16 protein-coding genes are annotated in these 21,819 nt (G+C 64.9%); 10 read left to right on the forward strand and 6 right to left on the reverse strand.

The window, feature by feature from the left end; all coding sequences use genetic code 11:
• Positions 1-89: 89 nt before the first annotated feature.
• The gene (gene ppc, locus ACFPTO_RS19610; RefSeq protein WP_377713910.1) at positions 90-3,200 is read left to right on the forward strand and encodes a phosphoenolpyruvate carboxylase; all 3,111 of its coding nucleotides are present in this window, start codon (positions 90-92) and stop codon (positions 3,198-3,200) included.
• Positions 3,201-3,294: 94 nt separating this feature from the next.
• Here the strand turns inward: ppc and ACFPTO_RS19615 are convergent, their stop codons facing one another.
• Positions 3,295-4,059: a class I SAM-dependent methyltransferase gene (locus tag ACFPTO_RS19615; RefSeq protein WP_377713912.1), complete on the reverse strand. Its 765-nt coding sequence runs from the start codon at positions 4,057-4,059 to the stop codon at positions 3,295-3,297.
• A gap of 194 nt (positions 4,060-4,253) precedes the next feature.
• On the opposite strand from ACFPTO_RS19615, the gene ACFPTO_RS19620 reads away from it, so the two are divergent.
• From ACFPTO_RS19620 to ACFPTO_RS19630, 3 genes are all read left to right on the forward strand, one after another.
• Positions 4,254-5,072: a helix-turn-helix transcriptional regulator gene (locus tag ACFPTO_RS19620; protein WP_377713914.1), complete on the forward strand. Its 819-nt coding sequence runs from the start codon at positions 4,254-4,256 to the stop codon at positions 5,070-5,072.
• 161 nt (positions 5,073-5,233) lie between these two features.
• Entirely contained in the window at positions 5,234-6,643 is a 1,410-nt protein-coding gene (argH, locus tag ACFPTO_RS19625; RefSeq protein ID WP_377713916.1) for an argininosuccinate lyase, read from the forward strand.
• Positions 6,644-6,763: 120 nt separating this feature from the next.
• Positions 6,764-7,684 (forward strand): bestrophin family protein, encoded by a 921-nt coding sequence (locus ACFPTO_RS19630; protein WP_377713918.1) that lies wholly within the window; start codon positions 6,764-6,766, stop codon positions 7,682-7,684.
• Between the two features lie 33 nt (positions 7,685-7,717).
• Here ACFPTO_RS19630 and ACFPTO_RS19635 read toward each other — a convergent pair whose 3' ends face one another.
• The 5 genes from ACFPTO_RS19635 to apbC form a co-directional block, all read right to left on the reverse strand.
• A complete protein-coding gene (locus ACFPTO_RS19635) occupies positions 7,718-8,437 on the reverse strand; it encodes a lysozyme inhibitor LprI family protein (RefSeq protein ID WP_377713920.1) in 720 nt (239 codons plus the stop codon).
• Between the two features lie 5 nt (positions 8,438-8,442).
• Entirely contained in the window at positions 8,443-10,722 is a 2,280-nt protein-coding gene (locus ACFPTO_RS19640) for an Orn/Lys/Arg family decarboxylase (protein WP_377713922.1), read from the reverse strand.
• Positions 10,723-10,805: 83 nt separating this feature from the next.
• On the reverse strand, positions 10,806-11,375 hold the full coding sequence (dcd, locus tag ACFPTO_RS19645) for a dCTP deaminase (protein ID WP_293034664.1): 570 nt from the start codon (positions 11,373-11,375) through the stop codon (positions 10,806-10,808).
• 222 nt (positions 11,376-11,597) lie between these two features.
• Complete coding sequence (locus ACFPTO_RS19650; RefSeq protein ID WP_377713924.1) at positions 11,598-12,185, reverse strand: superoxide dismutase family protein; 588 nt, start codon at positions 12,183-12,185, stop codon at positions 11,598-11,600.
• A 121-nt stretch (positions 12,186-12,306) separates the two neighbouring features.
• On the reverse strand, positions 12,307-13,395 hold the full coding sequence (gene apbC, locus ACFPTO_RS19655; RefSeq protein ID WP_377713926.1) for an iron-sulfur cluster carrier protein ApbC: 1,089 nt from the start codon (positions 13,393-13,395) through the stop codon (positions 12,307-12,309).
• 279 nt (positions 13,396-13,674) lie between these two features.
• Between apbC and ACFPTO_RS19660 the strand changes: the two genes are divergently transcribed.
• The 6 genes from ACFPTO_RS19660 (at position 13,675) to ACFPTO_RS19685 (ending at position 21,652) form a co-directional block, all read left to right on the forward strand.
• Positions 13,675-14,325, forward strand: a complete 651-nt coding sequence (locus tag ACFPTO_RS19660; RefSeq protein ID WP_293036909.1) for a YiaD family glycine zipper/OmpA-like lipoprotein — start codon at positions 13,675-13,677, stop codon at positions 14,323-14,325.
• Positions 14,326-14,649: 324 nt separating this feature from the next.
• Positions 14,650-16,827 (forward strand): methionine--tRNA ligase, encoded by a 2,178-nt coding sequence (gene metG / locus ACFPTO_RS19665; RefSeq protein WP_377713928.1) that lies wholly within the window; start codon positions 14,650-14,652, stop codon positions 16,825-16,827.
• Between the two features lie 572 nt (positions 16,828-17,399).
• Positions 17,400-17,801, forward strand: a complete 402-nt coding sequence (locus tag ACFPTO_RS19670) for a hypothetical protein (RefSeq protein WP_377713930.1) — start codon at positions 17,400-17,402, stop codon at positions 17,799-17,801.
• Positions 17,802-18,048: 247 nt separating this feature from the next.
• Positions 18,049-19,713: an ABC-F family ATP-binding cassette domain-containing protein gene (locus ACFPTO_RS19675; protein WP_377713932.1), complete on the forward strand. Its 1,665-nt coding sequence runs from the start codon at positions 18,049-18,051 to the stop codon at positions 19,711-19,713.
• A 448-nt stretch (positions 19,714-20,161) separates the two neighbouring features.
• Positions 20,162-20,806, forward strand: coding sequence for a hypothetical protein (locus ACFPTO_RS19680; RefSeq protein WP_377713934.1), 645 nt, complete (start codon positions 20,162-20,164; stop codon positions 20,804-20,806).
• A 96-nt stretch (positions 20,807-20,902) separates the two neighbouring features.
• Entirely contained in the window at positions 20,903-21,652 is a 750-nt protein-coding gene (locus tag ACFPTO_RS19685) for a hypothetical protein (RefSeq protein ID WP_377713936.1), read from the forward strand.
• Positions 21,653-21,819: the final 167 nt, after the last annotated feature.

A 21,819-nucleotide genomic window follows, 5' to 3' on the forward strand; every position in this document is an offset into this window, starting at 1 on the left:
TACCGAACCCGGCTCAGGCCGGGGCTCGCGCAGTTGGCAGTCTCCCCCGATTAACCGACTCACCCCCTGCAAGCATCAAGGAAATCATCGTGAAGTCTTCCGGATCGGCGCGCGCAGAGCGCCGCAATAACGCATCGCAGAACGATTCTTCGACGGCCGACACCACCTCGAAGAAGCATGCCGACAAAAAATCCAAAGCCATGAAAGCGGCAACCGCAGCGGCAACGGCGGCGGCGAATGCGGCCATCGCGTCCACCACGAAAAAAGCCGGCAAAGCGGCCACTGCGAAATCGAAATCCGCCGTTCCGGAAACGAAGATCCCCCCTGCAGCCAACGCCAAAACGCCGCAGCCCGCGCGCAATGGCCGCACCCGCGACGACAAGGACCAGCCGCTCTTCGAGGACATCCGCTTCCTCGGGCGCCTGCTGGGCGAAGTCGTGCGCGAGCAGGAAGGCGACGCGGTGTACGACGTCGTCGAGACGATCCGCCAGACCGCCGTGCGCTTTCGCCGCGAAGACGACAACGCCGCAGCGCTCACGCTCGACAAGCAGCTGCGCGCGCTCTCGCCCGAGCAGACCGTGAGCGTCGTGCGCGCGTTCAGCTACTTCTCGCATCTGGCCAACATCGCCGAGGACCGCCATCGCAACCGCCGTCACCGCATCCACGATCTCGCGGGTTCGGCGCCGCAACCAGGCACCATCTCGCATTCGCTCGAACGCCTCGCCGAGGCGGGCGCCGCCGCGACGCCGGTGCTCCAGCAATTCTTCAACGACGCGCTGATCGTGCCCGTGCTCACCGCGCACCCCACGGAAGTACAGCGCAAAAGCACGCTCGATTCGCAGCACGACATCGCGCGCCTGCTCGCCGAGCGCGACCAGCAGCTCACGCATCGCGAACGCGCGTTGAATGAATCGCTGCTGCGCGCGCGCGTGACGTCGCTCTGGCAGACGCGCATGCTGCGCGCGTCGCGCCTGACCGTCGGCGACGAGATCGAAAACGCGCTCTCGTACTACCACACGACCTTCCTCACCGAGATCCCCGCGCTGTACGGCGAGATCGAAACCTCGCTGAAGGAGCACGGCGTGAGCGCGCGCCTGCCCGCGTTCTTCCAGATGGGCAGCTGGATCGGCGGCGACCGCGACGGCAATCCGAACGTCACGGCCGCCACGCTCGAAGAAGCGAGCGAGCGCCAGGCGCACGTGATCCTGCAGCACTACCTCGATGAAGTGCACCGGCTCGGCGCGGAGCTTTCCGTGTCGAACCTGCTCGCGGGCGCGAGCGCCGAACTCAAGGCGCTGGCAGATGCCTCGCCCGACCAGTCGCCGCATCGCGTCGACGAGCCGTATCGCCGCGCGCTGATCGGCGTCTATACGCGGCTTGCCGCGAGCGCGCGTGTGCGGCTGGGCGAAGGCGTGGTTGCGGTGCGCAGCGCGGGCCGCGGCGCAGCACCCGTGCGCGCGCAGCCCTACGCCGACGCAGCCGAGTTCTCGCGCGACCTGCGCATCCTCATGGACTCTCTCGCCGAGCATCACGGCGCTTCGCTCGCCACGCCGCGCCTCGCGCCGCTGCTGCGCGCCGTCGAAGTGTTCGGCTTCCATCTCGCGTCGATCGACCTGCGCCAAAGCTCGGACGTCCACGAAGCCGTGATCGCCGAACTGCTCGCGCGTGCGGGCCTCGAAACCGACTATGCCGGGCTGTCCGAAGAGGACAAGCAGACCGTGCTGCTCAGGCAGCTTGCCGACCCGCGCACGCTGCGCTCGCCGTATCTCGACTATTCGGACCGCGTGAAAAGCGAACTCGGCGTGCTGGAGATGACGCGCGTGACGCGCGAGAAATTCGGTGCGCGCGCGGTGCGCAACTACATCATCTCGCACACCGAAACCGTCTCCGACCTGCTCGAAGTGATGCTGCTGCAGAAGGAAACGGGCCTCCTGAGCGGGCGCCTCGGCCACGCGGACGACCCCGCGCGCGCCGCGCTCATGGTGATTCCGCTCTTCGAGACGATCCCCGACTTGCGCCACGCCCCGAACATCATGCGCGATCTGCTTGCGCTGCCGGGCATCGACAGCATCGTCGAGCACCAGGGCAAGGAGCAGGAAATCATGCTCGGCTACTCGGACAGCAACAAGGACGGCGGCTTCCTCACGTCGAACTGGGAGCTGTATCGCGCCGAACTCGCGCTCGTCGCGCTGCATCGCGAGCGCGGCATCCGGCTGCGCCTGTTCCATGGCCGCGGGGGCACGGTAGGCCGCGGCGGTGGCCCGACCTACAACGCGATCCTCTCGCAGCCGCCGGGCACGGTCGAAGGCCAGATCCGCCTGACCGAGCAGGGCGAAGTCATCGCGAGCAAGTTCGGCAACCCGGAGATCGGCCGCCGCAATCTGGAAACCGTGATTGCCGCGACGCTCGAAGCAACGCTGCTGCCGATGGGCAATACAGCGGGCAACACGGCGGGCAACGCACCGGAGCAACTGCCGGCGTTCGAAGAGATCATGCAGACGCTCTCGGATGCGGCGATGGCCGCGTACCGCTCGCTCGTGTACGAGACGCCCGGCTTCACCGACTACTTCTTCTCATCCACGCCGATCACCGAAATCGCCGAGCTGAACATCGGCAGCCGGCCCGCGTCGCGCAAGCTCCAGGACCCGGCGAACCGCAAGATCGACGACCTGCGCGCGATTCCCTGGGGCTTCTCGTGGGGCCAGTGCCGCCTGCTGCTCACGGGCTGGTACGGCTTCGGCAGCGCCGTGACGTCGTATCTCGACGCTGCGGGCAGCCAGGCCGAGCGCACGCGCCGGCTCGCGATGTTCAAGAAGATGTACAAGGACTGGCCGTTCTTCTCGAACCTGCTGTCGAACATGGACATGACGCTCGCGAAGACGGACCTCGCGGTGGCGTCGCGCTACGCGCAGCTCGTGACCGACAAGAAGCTGCGCAAGCATGTGTTCGAGCGCATCGTCGCGGAATGGGAACGCACGACGCGCGTGCTCAACGAGATCACGGGGGCAAGCGGTCGTCTCGCCGATAACCCGCTGCTCGCACGTTCGATCAAGAACCGCTTCCCGTATCTCGATCCGCTCAATCACCTCCAGGTGGAACTGATCAAGCGCTATCGCGCGGGCGACCCGAGCCCGCGCGTGCGCCGCGGCATTCACCTGACCATCAACGGGATCGCGGCGGGCCTGCGCAATACGGGCTGAGCCTTCCACACGCGGCGCTCTGCGTCATGAAAAACGGCGTCGTGCCTCTCGCGGGCACGACGCCGTTTTTGTTCGTATCGAGCGCAGCGATGCTTCAGTCCCGCCGCGTCGCCTCGATCATTACCGCGTCGAGTTTGAAAGAGCCATCGTCGCGCACATCGAAATAGTGACGCACCTCATCGGGCGCCCGGTCCCACATCGAGCGGATCGCGGCGACGCGCTCGGGCGGCGTGCGCATGCGCGCGACCCATGAATCGAATTCCAGCGCGATACGCCAGCGCTGCGTCACGCTGGCAGTAAAACCCGCGCGTTCGAGCATGGCGATCCACTCGTCGGCGCGATAGTCGCGGATATGCGATGCGTCGCGCAGCACCTCGATCGCCTGGATATGCGTGTCGTAAAGCGGGTCGTCGATGCCCGCGATATCGATGAACTTCAGCCGCCCGCCCGGCTTGAGCACACGATGCACCTCCGCCAGCGCGCGCGGAACGTCGCGCCAGTGATGCGCGCTCATGCGGCTGATTGCCCAGTCGAACGAGCCGTCGGGAAACGGCAGCGTTTCCGCGGCGCCCTGCTGCGTGCGGATCGTGGCGAGCCCGCGCTCGCGGGCGGCGGCGGCGACCGTGTCGAGCATCGGCTGCGCGATGTCGTAGGCCACCACCTCGCGCACGTGCGGCGCCACGGCGAAGCTCGCATGGCCCGCGCCGCAGCCCATGTCCAGCACCGTCGCGTGGCCACTGGTCGTCGCAAACGTGGCGGCGAGATTCTCCAGATCGGCCCCGGTCGCGTGGACCTGGCTCGTGAGATAAGCGGCGGCGCTCGTGCCGAACGCGTCGGCGACCTGGTCGTGATGCTTCATCGAATGTTCCTCATGGCTTGCGGCTGTATTGTGGGGCGCCATCGCGCGTCAGCAAGCGCAGGGACGCACGGCGGCATTTCGCCGGGCGTCCGACGCGGCGGGCCTTTCATCACGTCAGACGCTACAATAGAGGCCCGTTTGTACCAGTACAAGTTAAGCGGATATTCTGGTATCGCCACCACCCGTCCCGCATCATGAGTCTCGACGCCCCCGAAGCCACCAGCAGCCGAACCCTCGACGCCACGCCCGCGCAAGCGCTCGGCGAGTTCATCCGCGCCCATCGCGAACGCCTGTCGCCGCAGGCCGTGGGGCTGCCGCCCGGCCCGCGCCGCCGCACGCCGGGCCTGCGCCGCGAGGAAGTCGCCCAGCTGTGCGGTGTGAGCCCCACCTGGTACACGTGGATCGAGCAAGGCAGGCCCGTGTCGGCATCGGCGGACGCGCTCGCGCGCATCGCCGTTGCGCTGCAGCTCTCGCGCGCCGAACGCGCGTATCTGTTCGAACTCGCCGCGCAGCGCGACCCCGCCGAGCCCGATCCGGCCAACGCCGCCGACGCGCCCGCGACGCTCCTGCAGACCGTTCAACTCGTGAACGCGCCCGCCTACGTGCTCGACCGCCAGTGGACGGCGCTCGCCTGGAACGCCCACGCGGCGGACCTCTTCACGGGCTGGCTCGACGGCGAGCACGACCGCAACCTGCTGCGCTTCACGTTCACCGAGCCGCTCGCGCGCGAACTGATCGCCGACTGGGCCACGCGCGCCCGGCGGCTCGCCGCCGAATTCCGCGCCGATTCGATCCGGCACCTGAACGACGCGCCCACGCACGCGCTGATCGAGTCGCTGATCGCCGCCAGCGACGAGTTCACGCGCTTCTGGGCCTCGCAGGACGTGTTCGAGCGCGAGGGCGGGCGGCGCGAGTTCAATCACCCGCGCCACGGCCGCGTCGCCTACGACCAGATCACGTTCAAGCCCGCGCACCGGGAAGATCTGAAGCTCGTGGTACTCGTCCGGCTCTGAGCGCCGCCAGCCAGCGTCACCCGCGTCACCAGAAGCGCCAGCGGCGCCAGTCCGTCAGCCGCCGATGGTAAAATTGCCGTTTTTCCCCGCCGCGCGCCGCCGGCACGCGACAAGCGGCCACGCCGCGGGGCTCGCCATCCCACCGCTCATCGCTCAACACCATGACGTCCCAACTGCACAAAAAAGGCGAAGCCTGGTCGGCTCGCTTCTCCGAACCCATGTCGGAGCTGGTCAAGCGCTACACGTCGTCGGTCTTCTTCGACAAGCGCCTCGCGATCGTCGATATCGAGGGCTCGCTCGCGCACGCGTCGATGCTGGCCGCGCAGAAGATCATCGCCGCCGACGACCTCGCCGCGATCCAGCGCGGCATGGCGCAGATCAAGGGCGAAATCGAGCGCGGCGAGTTCGAGTGGCAACTGGACCTCGAAGACGTCCACCTGAACATCGAAGCGCGCCTGACCGCGCTGATCGGCGATGCGGGCAAGCGCCTGCACACGGGCCGCTCGCGCAACGACCAGGTCGCCACCGACATCCGCCTGTGGCTGCGCGGCGAGATCGACCGCATCGGCGGCCTGCTCGGCGACTTGCGCACCGCCCTCCTCGACCTCGCGGAACAGCACGCGGACACGATCATGCCCGGCTTCACGCACCTCCAGGTCGCGCAGCCGGTCACGTTCGGCCATCACCTGCTCGCCTATGTGGAGATGTTCACGCGCGACAGCGAGCGCATGATCGATTGCCGCAAGCGCGTGAACCGCCTGCCGCTCGGCGCGGCGGCGCTCGCGGGCACGAGCTACCCGATCGACCGCTTTGCGGTGGCGAAGACGCTCGGCTTCGACGGCATCTGCGCGAACTCGCTCGACGCCGTTTCGGACCGCGACTTCGCGATCGAATTCACGGCTGCCGCGGCGCTCGTCATGACGCACGTCTCGCGCTTCTCGGAAGAACTCGTGCTGTGGATGAGCCCGCGCGTCGGCTTCATCGATCTGGCCGACCGCTTCTGCACCGGCTCGTCGATCATGCCGCAGAAGAAGAACCCCGATGTGCCCGAACTCGCGCGCGGCAAGACGGGCCGCGTGAACGGCCATCTGATGGCGCTCCTCACGCTGATGAAGGGCCAGCCGCTCGCCTACAACAAGGACAACCAGGAAGATAAGGAGCCGCTGTTCGACACCGTCGATACGGTCGCGGACACGCTGCGTATCTTCGCCGAAATGGTGGCGGGCATCGCCGTGAAGGCACAGTCGATGCGCGCGGCGGCGCTGCAAGGCTTCTCGACGGCCACCGACCTCGCCGACTACCTGGTCAAGCGCGGCCTGCCGTTCCGCGACGCGCACGAGGCAGTCGCGCACGCGGTGCGCATCTGCGTGGACCGCAACTGCGATCTCGCGGACCTCACGCTCGACGAAATGCGCCGCGAGCTGCCCGCCGTGTCGCATCTGCTCGGCGACGACGTGTTCGCCGTGCTGACGCTCGACGGCTCGGTCGCGGCGCGCAACCATCCGGGCGGCACCGCGCCGGAGCAGGTCCGCGCGGCCATCGCAGCGGCGCGCGCCGCGCTCGTCAAGTAACGCGTCAGGTAACGGGTCGACCAAGGCCTGCGCGCATGACGCACGGCGCGGCAGCCTGTGCCGCGCCCGGTGCGTCCCGGCCGGCGCCGCCGGCCTTGTTCCTCTGTTATTCGTGTTCCAATGATCGTCCGTCCCCACCTGAACTGGTTCAGGATGCTGCTCGCGTGGCGCGGCTCCGTGCTGCCCGAGCTGCTGCCACGGCTCTTCCTCGTGCTGTGTATCTCGATCGTCGCGGTGGCTTCGCACGATCACATCATCAAAGTCACCGTCAATCTGAGCACGGTGCCCTTCTCGCTGATGGGCATCGCGCTCGCGGTGTTCCTCGGCTTTCGCAACAACGCGAGCTACGACCGCTACTGGGAAGGCCGCAAGCTCTGGGGTTTGCTCCTCAACGAGTCGCGCTCGCTCACGCGCCAGGCGCTGACGCTCGCCAACGACGAAGACCCTCGCCCGCGCACGCGCGAGCTCGTCACACTGCTCTGCGCGCTGCCGCACGCGTTGCGCCATCAATTGCGCAACACCGACCCGCACGACGATCTCAAGGCCCATCTGCCGCCCGCGCTGTTCGAGCGCGTGATGGCTTCGCGCTTTCGTCCGGTCACGCTCTTGATGTGCGCATCGGAATGGATGCGCCGGGAAGCGCGCGAAGGCGGCCTCGACGGCTGGGCCGTGCTCGCCTTCGAGCGCAATCTGAATGCCCTTTCGGATGTGATCGGCGGTTGCGAGCGCATCGCCTCGACGCCGCTGCCGTTCGCGTACACCGTGATGATCCACCGCACCGTGTACTTCTTCTGCGCGATGCTGCCGTTCGGTCTCGTGGACAGCATCGGCGCGGCGACGCCGATTTTCGCGGTGTTCGTCGCCTACGCGTTCATGGCGCACGAAACGATTGCCGCGCAGATCGAAGACCCGTTCGGCACCGAAGACAACGATCTCGCGCTCACGACGATGTCGAAGCAGATCGGGGTCGCGTTGCACGACCTCCTCGGCGATCCCACGACCGTGCCGGTGCGCACGTCCGAAGAATTCCTCATCGACTGAGCGCCGCATCGGCGCGGCCAGTCTCACCACCAGCTAGCGATTGCCCACGGTCTCCGAGAGCCGCTTGAGCGTCGCGAGCCGCGCACCCAGCAAATCGAGCCGCGCGTGTTCGTCGAGGAGCGGCGTGGTCGCGTCGCTATAGGCGCGCCATGCGGCCTGCGCGCGCGCGACGGCAGGCCGTCCGTGCGCGGGCATGCGCGCGTAGAGCTTGCGGTAATAGCGGTTCAGATCGTAGCTCACGTGCTCGCAGCGCGCGTCCGCCGAACACACGCGCGCGCGCGGCGTCGGCTGGTCCGCAAGCGCGCGCGCTTCGGCGCGCAGCGTGAGCGCGCGGTCGCGCACCGGCTGCAGCCGCATATCCGCTTCGTAGAGCTTATAGGACGAGCCGCTCGACGTATCGAACGCCGCGGCCAGCATGATGTCCTCGGCATCGCGCCACGCCACCCAGCGCGTTTCGCTCAGTTGCCAGCGCAAGCGCCGCGCGACCGGCAGCTTCGCGAGCAGTTGCATGAACGCGCTGTCGGCGGCGCTGCGCCACGCGGTGCGCGAGTCGTCCATGCACTGCACCTGCCCCGCCGCCGACGAGCGGTCCGCGCGCGCAAGACACGTGCGCATGGCCGTATCGATCGGATCGGCGGCGCCTACTTCGGCGTGCGCGTGGCCCGCGAAGAGCAGCCACGCCGCCATCGTCAGCGATGCAGCGCGCAAACCGGCGGCCAGCCGCGCGACGCGCATCGTCTTGCCTTTCATCATCGCAATCAGTCGCGCACGCAATCGACGAAATACTCGATGCGCCCGTTGATCATCTCGCCGACCAGACCGTGGATGTCCGTGTGGAATCCCGGGAATCGTTCGTTGAATTCGCGCGCGAACTTCAGGTAGTTCACGATCGTCCTGTTGAAGCGCTCGCCCGGAATCAGGAGCGGAATGCCCGGCGGATACGGCGTGAGCAGGATCGAGGTGACGCGGCCTTCGAGTTCGTCGATGGCCACGCGTTCCACTTCGCGGTGCGCGAGCTTCGCGAACGCGTCGGACGGCTTCATCGCGGGCTCCATGTCCGAGAGGTACATCTCGGTCGTGAGGCGCGCGATGTCGTTGGCGCGATAGACGCTGTGGATCTGCTGGCACAGGTCGCGCAGGCCGATGCGCTCGTACGCCGGATGCTGCGCGACGAACTCGGGCAGCACGCGCCACAGCGGCTGGTTGTTGTCGTAGTCGTCCTTGAACTGCTGGAGTTCGGTGACCATCGAATTCCAACGGCCCTTCGTGATGCCGATCGTGAACATGATGAAGAACGAGTACAGGCCCGTCTTCTCCACGATGATGCCGTGCTCGGCCAGATACTTCGTCACGATCGCGGCCGGAATGCCGGTCTCGCCGAATTCGCCGTCCACGTCGAGGCCCGGCGTGACGATCGTCGCCTTGATCGGGTCGAGCATGTTGAAGCCTTCGGCGAGCGCGCCGAAGCCATGCCAGTGATCGTTCGGGCGCAGCATCCAGTCCTCGCGCGAGCCGATGCCCTCCTCGGCCAGCTCGTCCGGGCCCCAGACCTGGAAGAACCAGTCGTCGCCGTATTCGGCGTCCACCTTGCGCATCGCGCGGCGGAAGTCGAGCGCCTCGGCAATCGACTCCTCCACGAGCGCCGGGCCGCCCGGCGGCTCCATCATCGCGGCAGCCACGTCGCACGACGCGATGATCGCGTACTGCGGGCTCGTCGACGTATGCATCAGATACGCTTCGTTGAAGCGGTGACGGTCGAACACGCTGTTTTCCGAGTCCTGCACGACGATCTGCGAAGCCTGCGAAATGCCCGCGAGCAGCTTGTGCGTGGAGTGCGTCGCGAACACGAGCGAGCCGGTGCGCGGACGGCCCGCGCCGATGGCGTGCATGTCCTGGTAGAAGTCGTGGAATTCGGCGTGCGGCAGCCACGCTTCGTCGAAGTGCAGCGTGTCGAGCATGTCGCCGAGCAGATCCTTGATCATCTCGACGTTGTAGATCACGCCGTCGTAGGTGCTCTGCGTGATCGTGAGGATGCGCGGCTTGAGATTCGGATTCTTCGCGAGCGCCTCGCGTGCGAACGGATTCGCCTCGATCTTCCGGCGGATGTTCTCCGGCTTGAATTCGTCGCGCGGAATCGGACCGATGATGCCGAAGTTGTTGCGCGTCGGCGTGAGGAACACGGGGATCGCGCCCGTCATCGTGATCGAATGCAGGATCGACTTGTGGCAGTTGCGGTCCACGAGCACGACGTCGCCCGGCGCGACCGTTGCGTGCCAGACGATCTTGTTCGAGGTGGACGTGCCGTTGGTCACGAAGAACACGTGGTCCGCGCTGAAGATGCGCGCCGCGTTGCGCTCCGAGGCCGCGACCGGGCCCGTGTGGTCGAGCAGCTGGCCGAGTTCGTCGACGGCGTTGCAGACGTCGGCGCGCAGCATGTTCTCGCCGAAGAACTGGTGGAACATCTGGCCGAGCGGGTTCTTCAGGAACGCCACGCCGCCCGAGTGGCCCGGGCAGTGCCACGAGTACGAGCCTTCGTCCGCGTACTTGACGAGTTCCTTGAAGAACGGCGGCGCGAGCGCGTCGAGATAGACCCTCGCCTCGCGGATGATGTGGCGCGCAACGAACTCCGGCGTGTCCTCGAACATGTGGATGAAGCCGTGCAGCTCGCGCAGGATGTCGTTGGGCAGATGGCGCGAGGTGCGCGTCTCGCCGTACAGGAAGATCGGGATGTCCGCGTTGCGGCGGCGCACGGCCTCCATGAACGCGCGCAACGCGATGATCGCGGGCGCGTGCTCGGGGGCTTCCTCGTCGCCGCCCTCGACGTACGGCAGCAATTCGTCGTCGTCGATCGACAGGATGAAGCACGATGCGCGGCTCGACTGCTGCGCGAACGACGTCAGGTCGCCATAGCTCGTCAGCCCGAGGACTTCCGCGCCCTCTTTCTCGATCGCTTCGGCGAGTGCACGGATGCCGGAACCCGAGATGTTCTCGGAGCGGAAATCTTCGTCGATGATGACGACGGGAAAACGAAACTTCATGGGCGATTCTCCAAAAGAAACGACCGCTGCATGTGTTGCACAGCGGTCCCCGTATCTCGTATGAGTGGTGAGTCCAGGCCGGATCAGGTTTTCGGCAGCGTGACCCCGTGCTGCCCCTGGTACTTGCCGCCGCGATCCGCGTAAGACACGTCGCAGATCTCGTCGCTCTCGAAGAAGAGCACCTGCGCGACGCCCTCGTTCGCGTAGATTTTCGCAGGCAAAGGTGTCGTATTTGAGAATTCGAGCGTCACGTAGCCTTCCCATTCCGGTTCGAACGGCGTGACGTTCACGATGATCCCGCAGCGCGCGTACGTGGACTTGCCGAGGCACACGGTCAACACGTTGCGCGGGATGCGGAAATACTCGACCGTGCGCGCGAGCGCGAACGAATTCGGCGGGATGATGCACACGTCGCCGCGGAAATCGACGAACGACTTTTCGTCGAAGTTCTTCGGGTCGACGATCGTCGAATTGATGTTCGTGAAGATCTTGAATTCGTCGGCGCAGCGAATGTCGTAGCCGTAGCTCGACGTACCGTAGCTCACGATCTTGCGGCCGTCCTCGGACGTGCGGATCTGGTCGGGCACGAACGGCTCGATCATCTTGTGCTCTGCGGCCATGCGCCGGATCCACTTGTCGGATTTGATTGCCATATTGGGTCGCTGCGTGCCAGTTAAAAGACGAAAGGCGCTTATTTTACGCGATGTGGATTGGCCTGCCGGAATGCGCGTCGGCAACGCGTGGCAGCCGTGCATCCGCGCAACACGTTCAGCCCCTGCACCCCGGGCGCGCGGCGATCCGCACAACCATGCCGAACCGGCTGCAAGCCCGCCCTGCCGCCGCGCCGCGGGGCGCAGCGCGACAAAAGGGCGCGCTCACTGGGCGCGGATCACGCCGCATGCGAGCGCCGTGCCGGTGCCGCGTTGCGGGTATGCGTAGGGGTCGATCGGTTCGCGGTGGACCAGCACGGCGCGCTGGAGCACCGAGCGCACGCCGTCGAGCGAAACGTCGGGCGCGACGATGAAGCCGGAGGCAACGCCGTTCGAATCGGCGTGAATGTTGCCGAGATCGCCCTCCACGCGTACGCCGGGCTTCAGGCGGTCGGCGGCGGGCGCGAAGACGGGGCCCGCGCTCGATGCATCGGCGGCATTGCAGTCGCCGCGTTCGTGAACCTGCAGGGCGTGATCGCTGTCGCGCGGCAGACCGGCGAGGTTGTAATTCACCTGCACGCCGTCCGAACGTTCGACGAACGATACCGTGCCGCGCACCTGGCTACCCATCGTGGGCAGCAGCTGCGCGGTCGCGCGCTTGTCCTGCTGTCCCATGAAACCGGCGCAGCCGCTCAGCAGCACGCAGCCGGCGACTACCGGCACTGCATATGCAAACTGCGATGCAAACCGCGAGGCAAGCCGCGAGGCGAACCCGGCGGCCAACCCTGCTGGCCAGTCGTTTCCTTTTCCCATGCAATCCTCTTGGCAACCGGGAGCCGCCCCTGCGGTCATCGTACCGGACCCGATGGGCCACATGATACCCGCACGCGCACCGAAAAGGCGCGCTCAGCCCCAAGCAGCAAGGGCGTCCGGCTTACGTGTTCTGCACGACGATACTCGGAAACTTCGACGTCATGTCACGTGCGCGCTCGGCGATCTGGATGGCGACGCGCCGCGCGATGGCGCGATACGTTTCGCCAATGCGGCCGTTCGGATCGGCGACGACGGTGGGATTGCCCGAGTCGGCCTGCTCGCGGATCGAGATGTCGAGCGGCAGGCTGCCGAGCACTTCGACGCCGTATTGCTGCGCCATGCGCTCGCCGCCGCCCGCGCCGAAAACATGCTCGGCGTGCCCGCAGTTCGAGCAGACGTGCACGGCCATATTCTCGACGATGCCGAGAATCGGAATGCCGACCTTTTCGAACATCTTGAGGCCCTTTTTCGCATCGAGCAGCGCGATGTCCTGCGGCGTCGTGACGATCACGGCGCCCGTCACGGGCACGCGCTGCGAGAGCGTGAGCTGGATGTCGCCGGTGCCCGGCGGCATGTCGACGACGAGATAGTCGAGATCGCGCCAGTTGGTCTGGCGCAGCAGCTGGTCGAGGGCCGACGTGGCCATCGGGCCGCGCCACACCATCGGGTTGTCTTCCTCGATCAGGAAGCCGATCGAGTTCGCCTGCACGCCGTGGCCTTCGAGCGGGTTCATCGACTGGCCGTCCGGCGACTCGGGGCGGCCGTGGATGCCGAGCATCATCGGCAGCGACGGACCGTAGATATCGGCGTCGAGCACGCCCACCGAGGCGCCTTCGGCGGCGAGCGCGAGCGCGAGGTTCACGGCCGTCGTGCTCTTGCCGACACCGCCCTTGCCCGAGGCGACCGCCACGATGTTCTTCACGTTCGGCAGCAGCTTCACGCCGCGCTGAACAGCGTGCGCGGCGATCTCGGTGCGCACCGCGACGCGGCTCGACTTGACGCCCGGCACGGCGGCGAGCGCCGCCTCGACCTGCGCGCGGATCGCGTCGACCTGGCTCTTCGCCGGATAGCCGAGCACGATTTCCACGCCGACACCCTCGCCCTCGACGGTGACATTACGCACGCCCTTGCCCGTCGCATACGGGTGGCCGGTGTTCGGATCCGTGAGGGCCGCGAGCGCGGCGTCGACCAAAGCCCGATCTATGCTCATTGATACTCCGTGATAACGCAGGCCGCGCGCGTGGACCGCCTTGCCGCGCTGGCACCAAAATTCGAAAGAAATTGTTAAGCTGGATTGCGATATTTCTGCTGGCAAGGCACGCTTCGCGGCGTCGGATTCGAAACCGCGAAGCTCGCGATACAGGCCTTCAAGCCGCCATTGTAGTAGCTGCCGACTCGCGCCGCCCGAAGACCCTGACTCCAGCCGGGGCCTGCGAGCCGTCCGCCGGACGTCGGCGGCAGTCTTGTCCCACTCAAGAGAGGAATCAAAATGAACACAAGAATCATGACTCGCCTGTCCGTATTCGTCGTCGCCGGAGCACTCGTCGCCGGCTGCGCAACCCAGCAGGGCACGAACACGGCTGTCGGCACGGGCGTCGGCGCCGGCACCGGCGCGGCGCTTGGCGCCATCTTCGGCGGCGGCAAGGGTGCGGCGATCGGCGCCGGCGCCGGCGCGCTGGTCGGCGGCATCACCGGCTACAACTGGTCGGCCATCCGCAACCGGCTCTCCGGCGCGACCAAGGGCACGGGCACGCAGATCACCGAGCAGCCGGACGGCTCGCTCAAGCTCAACATCCCGAGTAACGTGACGTTCGACACCAACAGCTACGCGATCAGGCCGACGTTCGCTCCCGTGCTCGACCAGGTCGCGCAGACGCTGCAGCAGAATCCGGAAGTCGTCGCCCAGGTCGTCGGCCATACCGACAGCACGGGCCAGCCCGCGTTCAACCAGACGCTGTCGGTCAACCGTGCGCAGAGCGTCGTGAATTACCTGACGTCGCGCGGCATCCCGATGCAACGCCTCGCGGCTGAGGGCCGCGGCGACACCCAGCCGATCGCGAACAACAACACCGAGGCAGGCCGTGCAGCCAACCGGCGCGTGGAGATCTATCTGCGCGCGACGGCGCAGCATCAAGGCTGACGGCAGGACGACCGCCGGGCTGGACCGGCCCAGGCCAGGCCTGGCTGCAGCGGCGACAGAATCGAAAAAACTTCGAACTCTCTCGCCCAACGGCGGTCTGTATTGACGGTACGTGGCTGGCGAAGCCGCCGCGTCACCATTCTCCTCTTGTCGTTGTTGCTCCGGGGCTATCGTGCCCCGGTTTTTTTTGCCCGCCGATTTTGTCCGCGGTCTGTCCGCGGGTTGCCCACACGCTGCGCACATCGCTCCCGGCCCGGAATGCGCACTCCGACAGCCCTGCTAAAATCGCAGTTTCGACCTCCCGCATCACCGGACTCCCTCCCTATGTCAGCACCCGCCACCGACCTCAGTGCCGCCGGCACACACCAAGCTCAGCAGGCCCGCCGCCAGATTCTCGTCACGTCCGCCCTGCCCTACGCCAACGGGCAAATCCACATCGGCCACCTGGTCGAGTACATCCAGACGGACATCTGGGTTCGCGCGCTGCGAATGCATGGCCACGAGGTCTACTACGTCGGTGCCGACGACACGCACGGCACGCCCGTCATGCTGCGCGCCGAGAAGGAAGGCCTCACGCCGCAGCAACTGATCGCGCGCGTCTGGCAGGAGCACAAGCGCGACTTCGACAGCTTCGGCATTTCGTTCGATAACTACTACTCGACGGACTCCGAAGAAAATCGCGCGCTCTCCGAGTCGGTGTATCTGGCGCTCAAGGAAGCGGGGCTGATCGACACGCGCGACATCGAGCAGGCCTACGACCCGGTCAAGAACATGTTCCTGCCGGATCGCTTCATCAAGGGCGAATGCCCGAAATGCGGCGCCAAGGACCAGTACGGCGACAGCTGCGAAGTGTGCGGCTCCACCTACGCGCCGACCGATCTGAAGAATCCGTACTCGGTCGTCTCGGGCGCGACGCCTGTGCGCAAGACCTCGACACATCACTTCTTCCGCCTCTCCGACCCGCGCTGCGAGCAATTCCTGCGCGGCTGGGTGAGCGGCCTCGCGCAGCCCGAAGCCACGAACAAGATGCGCGAGTGGCTGGGCGAAGCGGGCGAATCGAAGCTTGCCGACTGGGACATCTCGCGCGACGCGCCGTACTTCGGCTTCGAGATTCCGGGCGCGCCGGGCAAGTACTTCTACGTGTGGCTCGACGCGCCGATCGGCTACTACGCGAGCTTCAGGAACCTGTGCGAGCAGCGCGGCCTCGACTTCGATGCGTGGGTGAAGCCCGGCGCGAAGACCGAGCAGTATCACTTCATCGGCAAGGACATCCTGTACTTCCACACGCTGTTCTGGCCGGCGATGCTCGAATTCTCGGGCCATCGCACGCCGACCAACGTGTTCGCGCACGGCTTTCTCACGGTGGACGGCGCGAAGATGTCGAAGTCGCGCGGCACGTTCATCACGGCCGAAAGCTACGTCACGACGGGCCTGAATCCCGAGTGGCTACGCTACTACTTCGCGGCCAAGCTCAACGGCACGATGGAAGACCTCGACCTGAACCTCGAAGACTTCCTCGCGCGCGTGAACAGCGACCTCGTCGGCAAGTACATCAACATCGCGAGCCGCGCGGCGGGCTTTCTCATCAAGCGTTTCGACGGCCGCGTGCTGGACAGCGCGATGCAGCATCCGCTGGTGGCGCAACTGCGCGATGCGATCCGGCAGATCGCCGCGCACTACGAGTCGCGCGACTACGGCCGCGCGCTGCGCCACACGATGGAACTCGCCGACGCCGTCAACGCCTATGTCGATACCGCGAAACCGTGGGAGCAGGCGAAGGATCCGGCCAACTCGGCCGCGCTGCACGAAACCTGCAGCGTGAGCCTCGAAGCGTTCCGTCTGCTCTCGCTCGCGCTCAAGCCGGTGCTGCCGACGCTCGCCGCGGGCGTGGAAAGCTTCCTGTCGATCGCGCCGCTCGTGTGGGCGGATGCTACGCGGCCGCTCTCGTCGGCCAAGCCGATCAACGCGTACAAGCACCTCATGACGCGCGTCGATCCGAAGCAGATCGAAGCATTGCTCGCCGCGAACCGCGATTCGCTGCAGGCCGCCGAGGCACCCGCCGCGACCGCCGCTGCCTCTGCCGATGCCAAGCAGAAGTCGAAGGCTTCGAAGGACGCCACCAAGGACAGCGCCAAGACCAAGGCCGAACCGGAAACGCCCGAAGTCATCTCGATCGACGACTTCGCGAAGATCGACCTGCGCATCGCGCTGATCGTCGATTGCGCGTTTGTCGAAGGCTCGGACAAGCTCCTGCAACTGACGCTCGACGTGGGCGAAGAGCACACGCGCAACGTGTTCTCGGGCATCCGCTCGGCCTACAAGCCGGAGGACCTCAAGGGCAAGTTCACGGTGATGGTCGCGAACCTCGCGCCGCGCAAGATGAAGTTCGGCATGTCCGAAGGGATGGTGCTCGCGGCATCGTCGGCCAACGAGAAGGCCGAACCCGGCCTCTATATTCTCGAGCCGCACAGCGGCGCGAAACCGGGGATGCGGGTGCGCTGACGCGCTGCGTTTTTGCAGTCACAGAAGCACGCCTGCGGGCGTGCTTTTTTTTTGGGGCGGTCTTCGTGGATTTCTGTGGAGGATGGGCAATACGGGCCGGGGTCGGCCGTTAGCTGCCGGTCATCGCCTAAAAACGATGACTGCGATGGCGCGAATCAGGTCATCAACCTTTACGTGCTCCGCTTCGGAAATCTCTGTCCGACAGTCGGCTCGCAGTGCTCGTAGCGCTTCGTGCAGATCGCCCCAAGCGTCCGTTAGCCCGCTTGCCAGTGGCCACGCACGGAGCAAGTGATGCAATGGACGTGCGGCACGACATTCGCACCCAGCGGAAACGGGGCCGCGCCGACTGGTGCCGGGGCCGAACTCCGGCTCCTGTCGAAACGGCGGGGCTCCGGTCGCGGAGTAGTATTCCACCGTGGATACGCCACTCTTTGAGCTTGAGGCCGCGCACGCTCTCCGCATCCATGACGGGGCCGACATCCTGGTTCAAACTGGCCAAGAGAAAGAGCATGGAGGCCGTCCCAGCGAAACTGAGAGCGGCGTCGTACGTGACGCATCGATGGGGATACATCATGTCAAGCGAGTGGAAACGCCGGGTCAGGCTGTTTGCTCAGCGTTTCTGGCAGCCTGCCAGCGCGTGCATGACCTGCATGCCGGGGAGCTGGGGCAACGTGATGAGTCTTGCACACTGGACGATTGCATTCCGGACAGGGCTGCTCACCGGAATCCTGGCGGTACTTCTGACGTTCACGCCGGCGGCGAAACTCTACACGCATCGATATGGCAATGCGCTGGTCGTCGGCTGTCTGACAACGTTAGGCGACGCTTATTCGCATGCGAGCCACTACCGCATTCCCTTTGTCGAGCACGTCGCGACGGGTATCGTTTCGGGTCTGCTCGCTCTGGCCGCCTCATATCTCTTTGAAGACCGCGCTCGAAGAATCAGGGCGGTTTGGGGACGGGTTTTCCGATAGTCTCCCGCTGAATGTCGAAGCCGCATTGGTCGCCCGGAAGGAGAGCGCCGTGTTCTGGTGGGGCGGCAGCGGGCAGGAGCCGTCATTCACTGCTATGTTCGCTGGCCCCGCAGCCGGTACACCCGGTGCGCCAGGGCCTGCCTTGCTTTGTGGCCGGTGGGCGCCGCAAAGCGCAAGCGGCTCAGAAAAGAGACAGCCCTGTGCTTCCGGTCGGCTATCATGCCAAACCTCTCCGAAGTAGCTCCTTATGATTTCTGTCCGTAATGTCACGCTGCGCCGCGGCGTCAATGTCGTGCTCGACCGCGCGTCCGTCACCTTCACCCCCGGCGAAAAGATTGGTCTTGTCGGCCGCAATGGCGCCGGCAAGTCGTCCTTCTTCGGCCTTCTCAACGGCAAGCTGCACGAAGATAGCGGCGAATTCTCGATTCCCCCTGCATGGAAGATGGGCCAGGTCGCTCAGGAGATGCCGGAGACCGAGCAGGGCGCGACCGACTTCGTAGTCGAGGGTGACACCGTGCTGCTCGCCGCGCAGGCCGAAGTCGCCGCCGCCGAGGCCAGCGACGACGGCATGCGCATGGCGCACGCCTACATGGCCCTGCACGACGCCGGTGCACACGATGCCCCCGCACGTGCCCAGGCGCTGATCCTGGGACTTGGTTTTACGGCCGCGCAGCTTGACCAGCCGGTCAACAGTTTCTCCGGCGGCTGGCGCATGCGACTGCAGCTGGCGCGCGCGCTGATGTGCCCATCCGACCTGCTGCTGCTCGACGAGCCGACCAATCACCTCGACCTCGACGCGCTGGTCTGGCTGGAAACCTGGCTCAAGCGCTATCAAGGAACCCTGGTCGTGATCAGCCACGATCGCGAATTCCTCGACGCGGTGACGCAGGTGACGGTGCACGTCGACAACGCCAAGCTCGTACGTTATGGCGGCAACTACAGCAAGTTCGAAGACATGCGCGCTGAGCAGCTCGTGTTGCAGCAGGCTGCGATGGCGAGGCAAGCGGACAAGATCGCCCACCTGCAGAAATTCATCGACCGTTTCAAGGCCAAGGCCTCGAAGGCCAAACAGGCGCAGAGCCGGGTCAAGGCGCTCGAACGCATGGAGAAGATCGCACCAGTGCTTGCGGATGCAGAGTTCAACTTCGAGTTCAGGGAGCCCCTCAACGTCCCGAACCCGCTGTTGTCGATGCTGGACGCGAGCTTCGGCTACCCCGCGCCGGCCGGCGCACTGCCGGGCACGCCGCCCACGGTCATCGTGCGGGGCATCAACCGTTCCGTGCTGGCCGGGCAGCGCATCGGCATACTCGGTGCCAACGGTCAGGGTAAGTCCACGCTGGTGAAGACGGTGGCGCATGCGCTGGCGCCGATTGCTGGCGAAATCAGCGAAGGCAAGGGCCTGAACATCGGCTACTTCGCCCAGCAGGAACTCGACGTGCTGCGTCCGCTCGACACGCCGATGGAACACATGATCCGCCTTGCCAGGGACACGCCGCCGCACATGCGCGCGCCTGGCCAGAGCGGTACCGAACAGTCGCTTCGCACGTTCCTTGGCAGTTTCAACTTCAGTGGCGACATGGTCCATCAGGCGGTTAGCACGATGAGCGGCGGCGAAAAGGCGCGGCTCGTGTTGTGCATGATCGTGTGGCAGCGCCCCAACCTGCTGCTGCTCGACGAGCCGACCAACCACCTCGACCTGGCCACACGTGAAGCGCTGGCCATGGCGCTCAACGAATTCGAAGGCACGGTGATGCTGGTCAGTCACGACCGGGCCCTGCTGCGCGCCGTATGTGACGAGTTCTGGCTGGTCACCAAGGGCGGCGTAGAGCCCTTCGACGGCGATCTGGATGATTACCAGCAGTTCCTGCGCGACGAAGCCCGTCGCATGCGCGAGCAGGCTGCCGCAGCGTAGAAGGTCATCGCCTGAGATACCCCCAGGCGGGCGGTGGGTGTTTGCCTGGGAAGCGAAGCGCGGACGTTCGACAAGGACTTCAGCGAACGTGCGGACATGCGCGCTCTAATGCGAGATATCGGCCACTTTGGGTCATTCGAGTTCTATGCCAAGACGGTCGACAATCGGGGAGCGACACCTTCGGTTGAGAGGCCAATCGGAGACACCGGTCGGCCGCAGGCAGACGTTTACAGTATTCTCGCCCCGCATCGTCCCAATGTATGGCAGGTGGTGGGGTTTCGCACAGAAAGCAATCCTTCAGTGCGGCGTACTATAGGAGCGGCCACTGAAAAAACTTCCTCCGTGCAAGCACAGAAATTAGCCGCAACGCGACGATGAATGCCAAACGAGGGAGCGGGCGTCGGAGTGATGCAGGAAAAATGCTCCCCAATACTTGGTTCCGTCCTTCATGATTTCCGTGCGCTCACTCCTTATCGTGGTCTCAGCAATATTCGCCTTCCTTGCTGGTCGCGCGCATGCCTCGCCTGAAACCGATTTCTGGAAATGGTTTCAAACGAACGAAGCGAGTCTCTATGATTTTGAGCGCGACCAGGAAGTAACCTTCGATCGGTTGACCGCTGAAATGCACAAAGTGGATTCCAGCCTCACATTCGAGTTCGGGCCAAAGCAGAACCGCCAGCGTGAGTTCGTCATTAGCGCCGATGGAATTCGCGCAGCCTTTCCGAAGGTCGAAAGCCTTGCTTCCTCGGCCCCCGAATTGCCAAGGTGGAAAGTGATCAAGTTCCGCCCTCGCAGAGAACCAGCCGACATTCAATATAACGGCATCACGGTAAAGGCGAATTCTGTTTCTGTAGACATTTATCCTGATGGCGAGAAGGCGGACCTCACGGTATTCATAGCAGGTTATTCCGCTGTGGAGCGCAAGACATTTCGCGCCATCGCTTACCTCTTCCTCGATCAAGCCCTTGGAGAGGTCGACGTCGAAACTCGCGTTGGAGGTATTGACGTTCAGGCGCCGTTGACACCCAATACAAATGCCATCCCCCTGAGTGAGCTACCAAAGGCGTTCGATGCCTGCGTCTTGAAACGGTGACTGGCCTAAGCCCCTCGTCGCTTCCTGACTCGTCTGCAGGAACCGCACAGAAATCCAGATCGTAAGTCTCAATTGCTGTCGAATGGAGGCAACCAGATGAAATTCCGGGCCGGATATGATCAGACGTTTCGGTATGTGCGACAAAATGCGCACGGCTTAGCGTACGACGTTGGGTTTCACGTATACCAGCGCGACGACGGAACATTCATATTCGGCTACGAAGTAGTGCAGGAGGCAACTGATTGTCAATTCGGAAATGGCGCTATTAGGTTGAACTTCGAGGGTACGCGCGAAGAAGCGGAAGCACATGTGCGGGCATTTCTAGAAAAGATGATCGATAATCTGACGGACGAGAGCGGGGAGAGAGTAACGCGAACAGGCGAACGTGCCGGCTATCGGATAGTCGAATGGAGCGACGGGACTGACGGGGCTATCGAGGACTTAGTTCTACGCTGTCCGGAATTAGTGCTAGGGCGATATGTTGCAATTGCAAGTTGTGACAGCGGCCCATATACGCCGACCGATGAGGAATTCACGGCGGGATGGTCAAAGATCGGCACACTCGCGGTCAGTCCGTTAGTCAAGGTGGTATCTCAGCTTCCGATGCCAGGGTTTGACGAGTGGTACGTGTACGATAGGTTTATAAAATTTGAGCCCCATGCAAATTTCGTGAATCGGCTAGGGTTTAGTCCGCTCAACGTCGATGACACGTACACGGATGAATTCTGGAGGCAGGTCGCCAAGTTGGAGCCTCTGCACGTGCTCGGGTCAGGCACACCCGGCGTGTTTTTAGTCACCCGTGACAACACGCTTTTCGAGGCAGTAACTTGTGATGCAACACCCTGAGAGGGTTTCCGCATGCGCGTATGACGCTTTCTCACCGAGGTGGTCACCAGACCCGCGTCCGAATGGCTGCTTTGTAGAGTGCCGACCGGCCGCTACGGGTCGACGAACGAAACCGCTCGCGCGGTAGGGGGCTCCGGTCCGACGCAGGAGGTCAGGGAGGGGCCGGT

It is taken from the genome of Paraburkholderia denitrificans (assembly GCF_042655705.1).
Taxonomy (GTDB): Bacteria; Pseudomonadota; Gammaproteobacteria; order Burkholderiales; family Burkholderiaceae; genus Paraburkholderia; species Paraburkholderia denitrificans.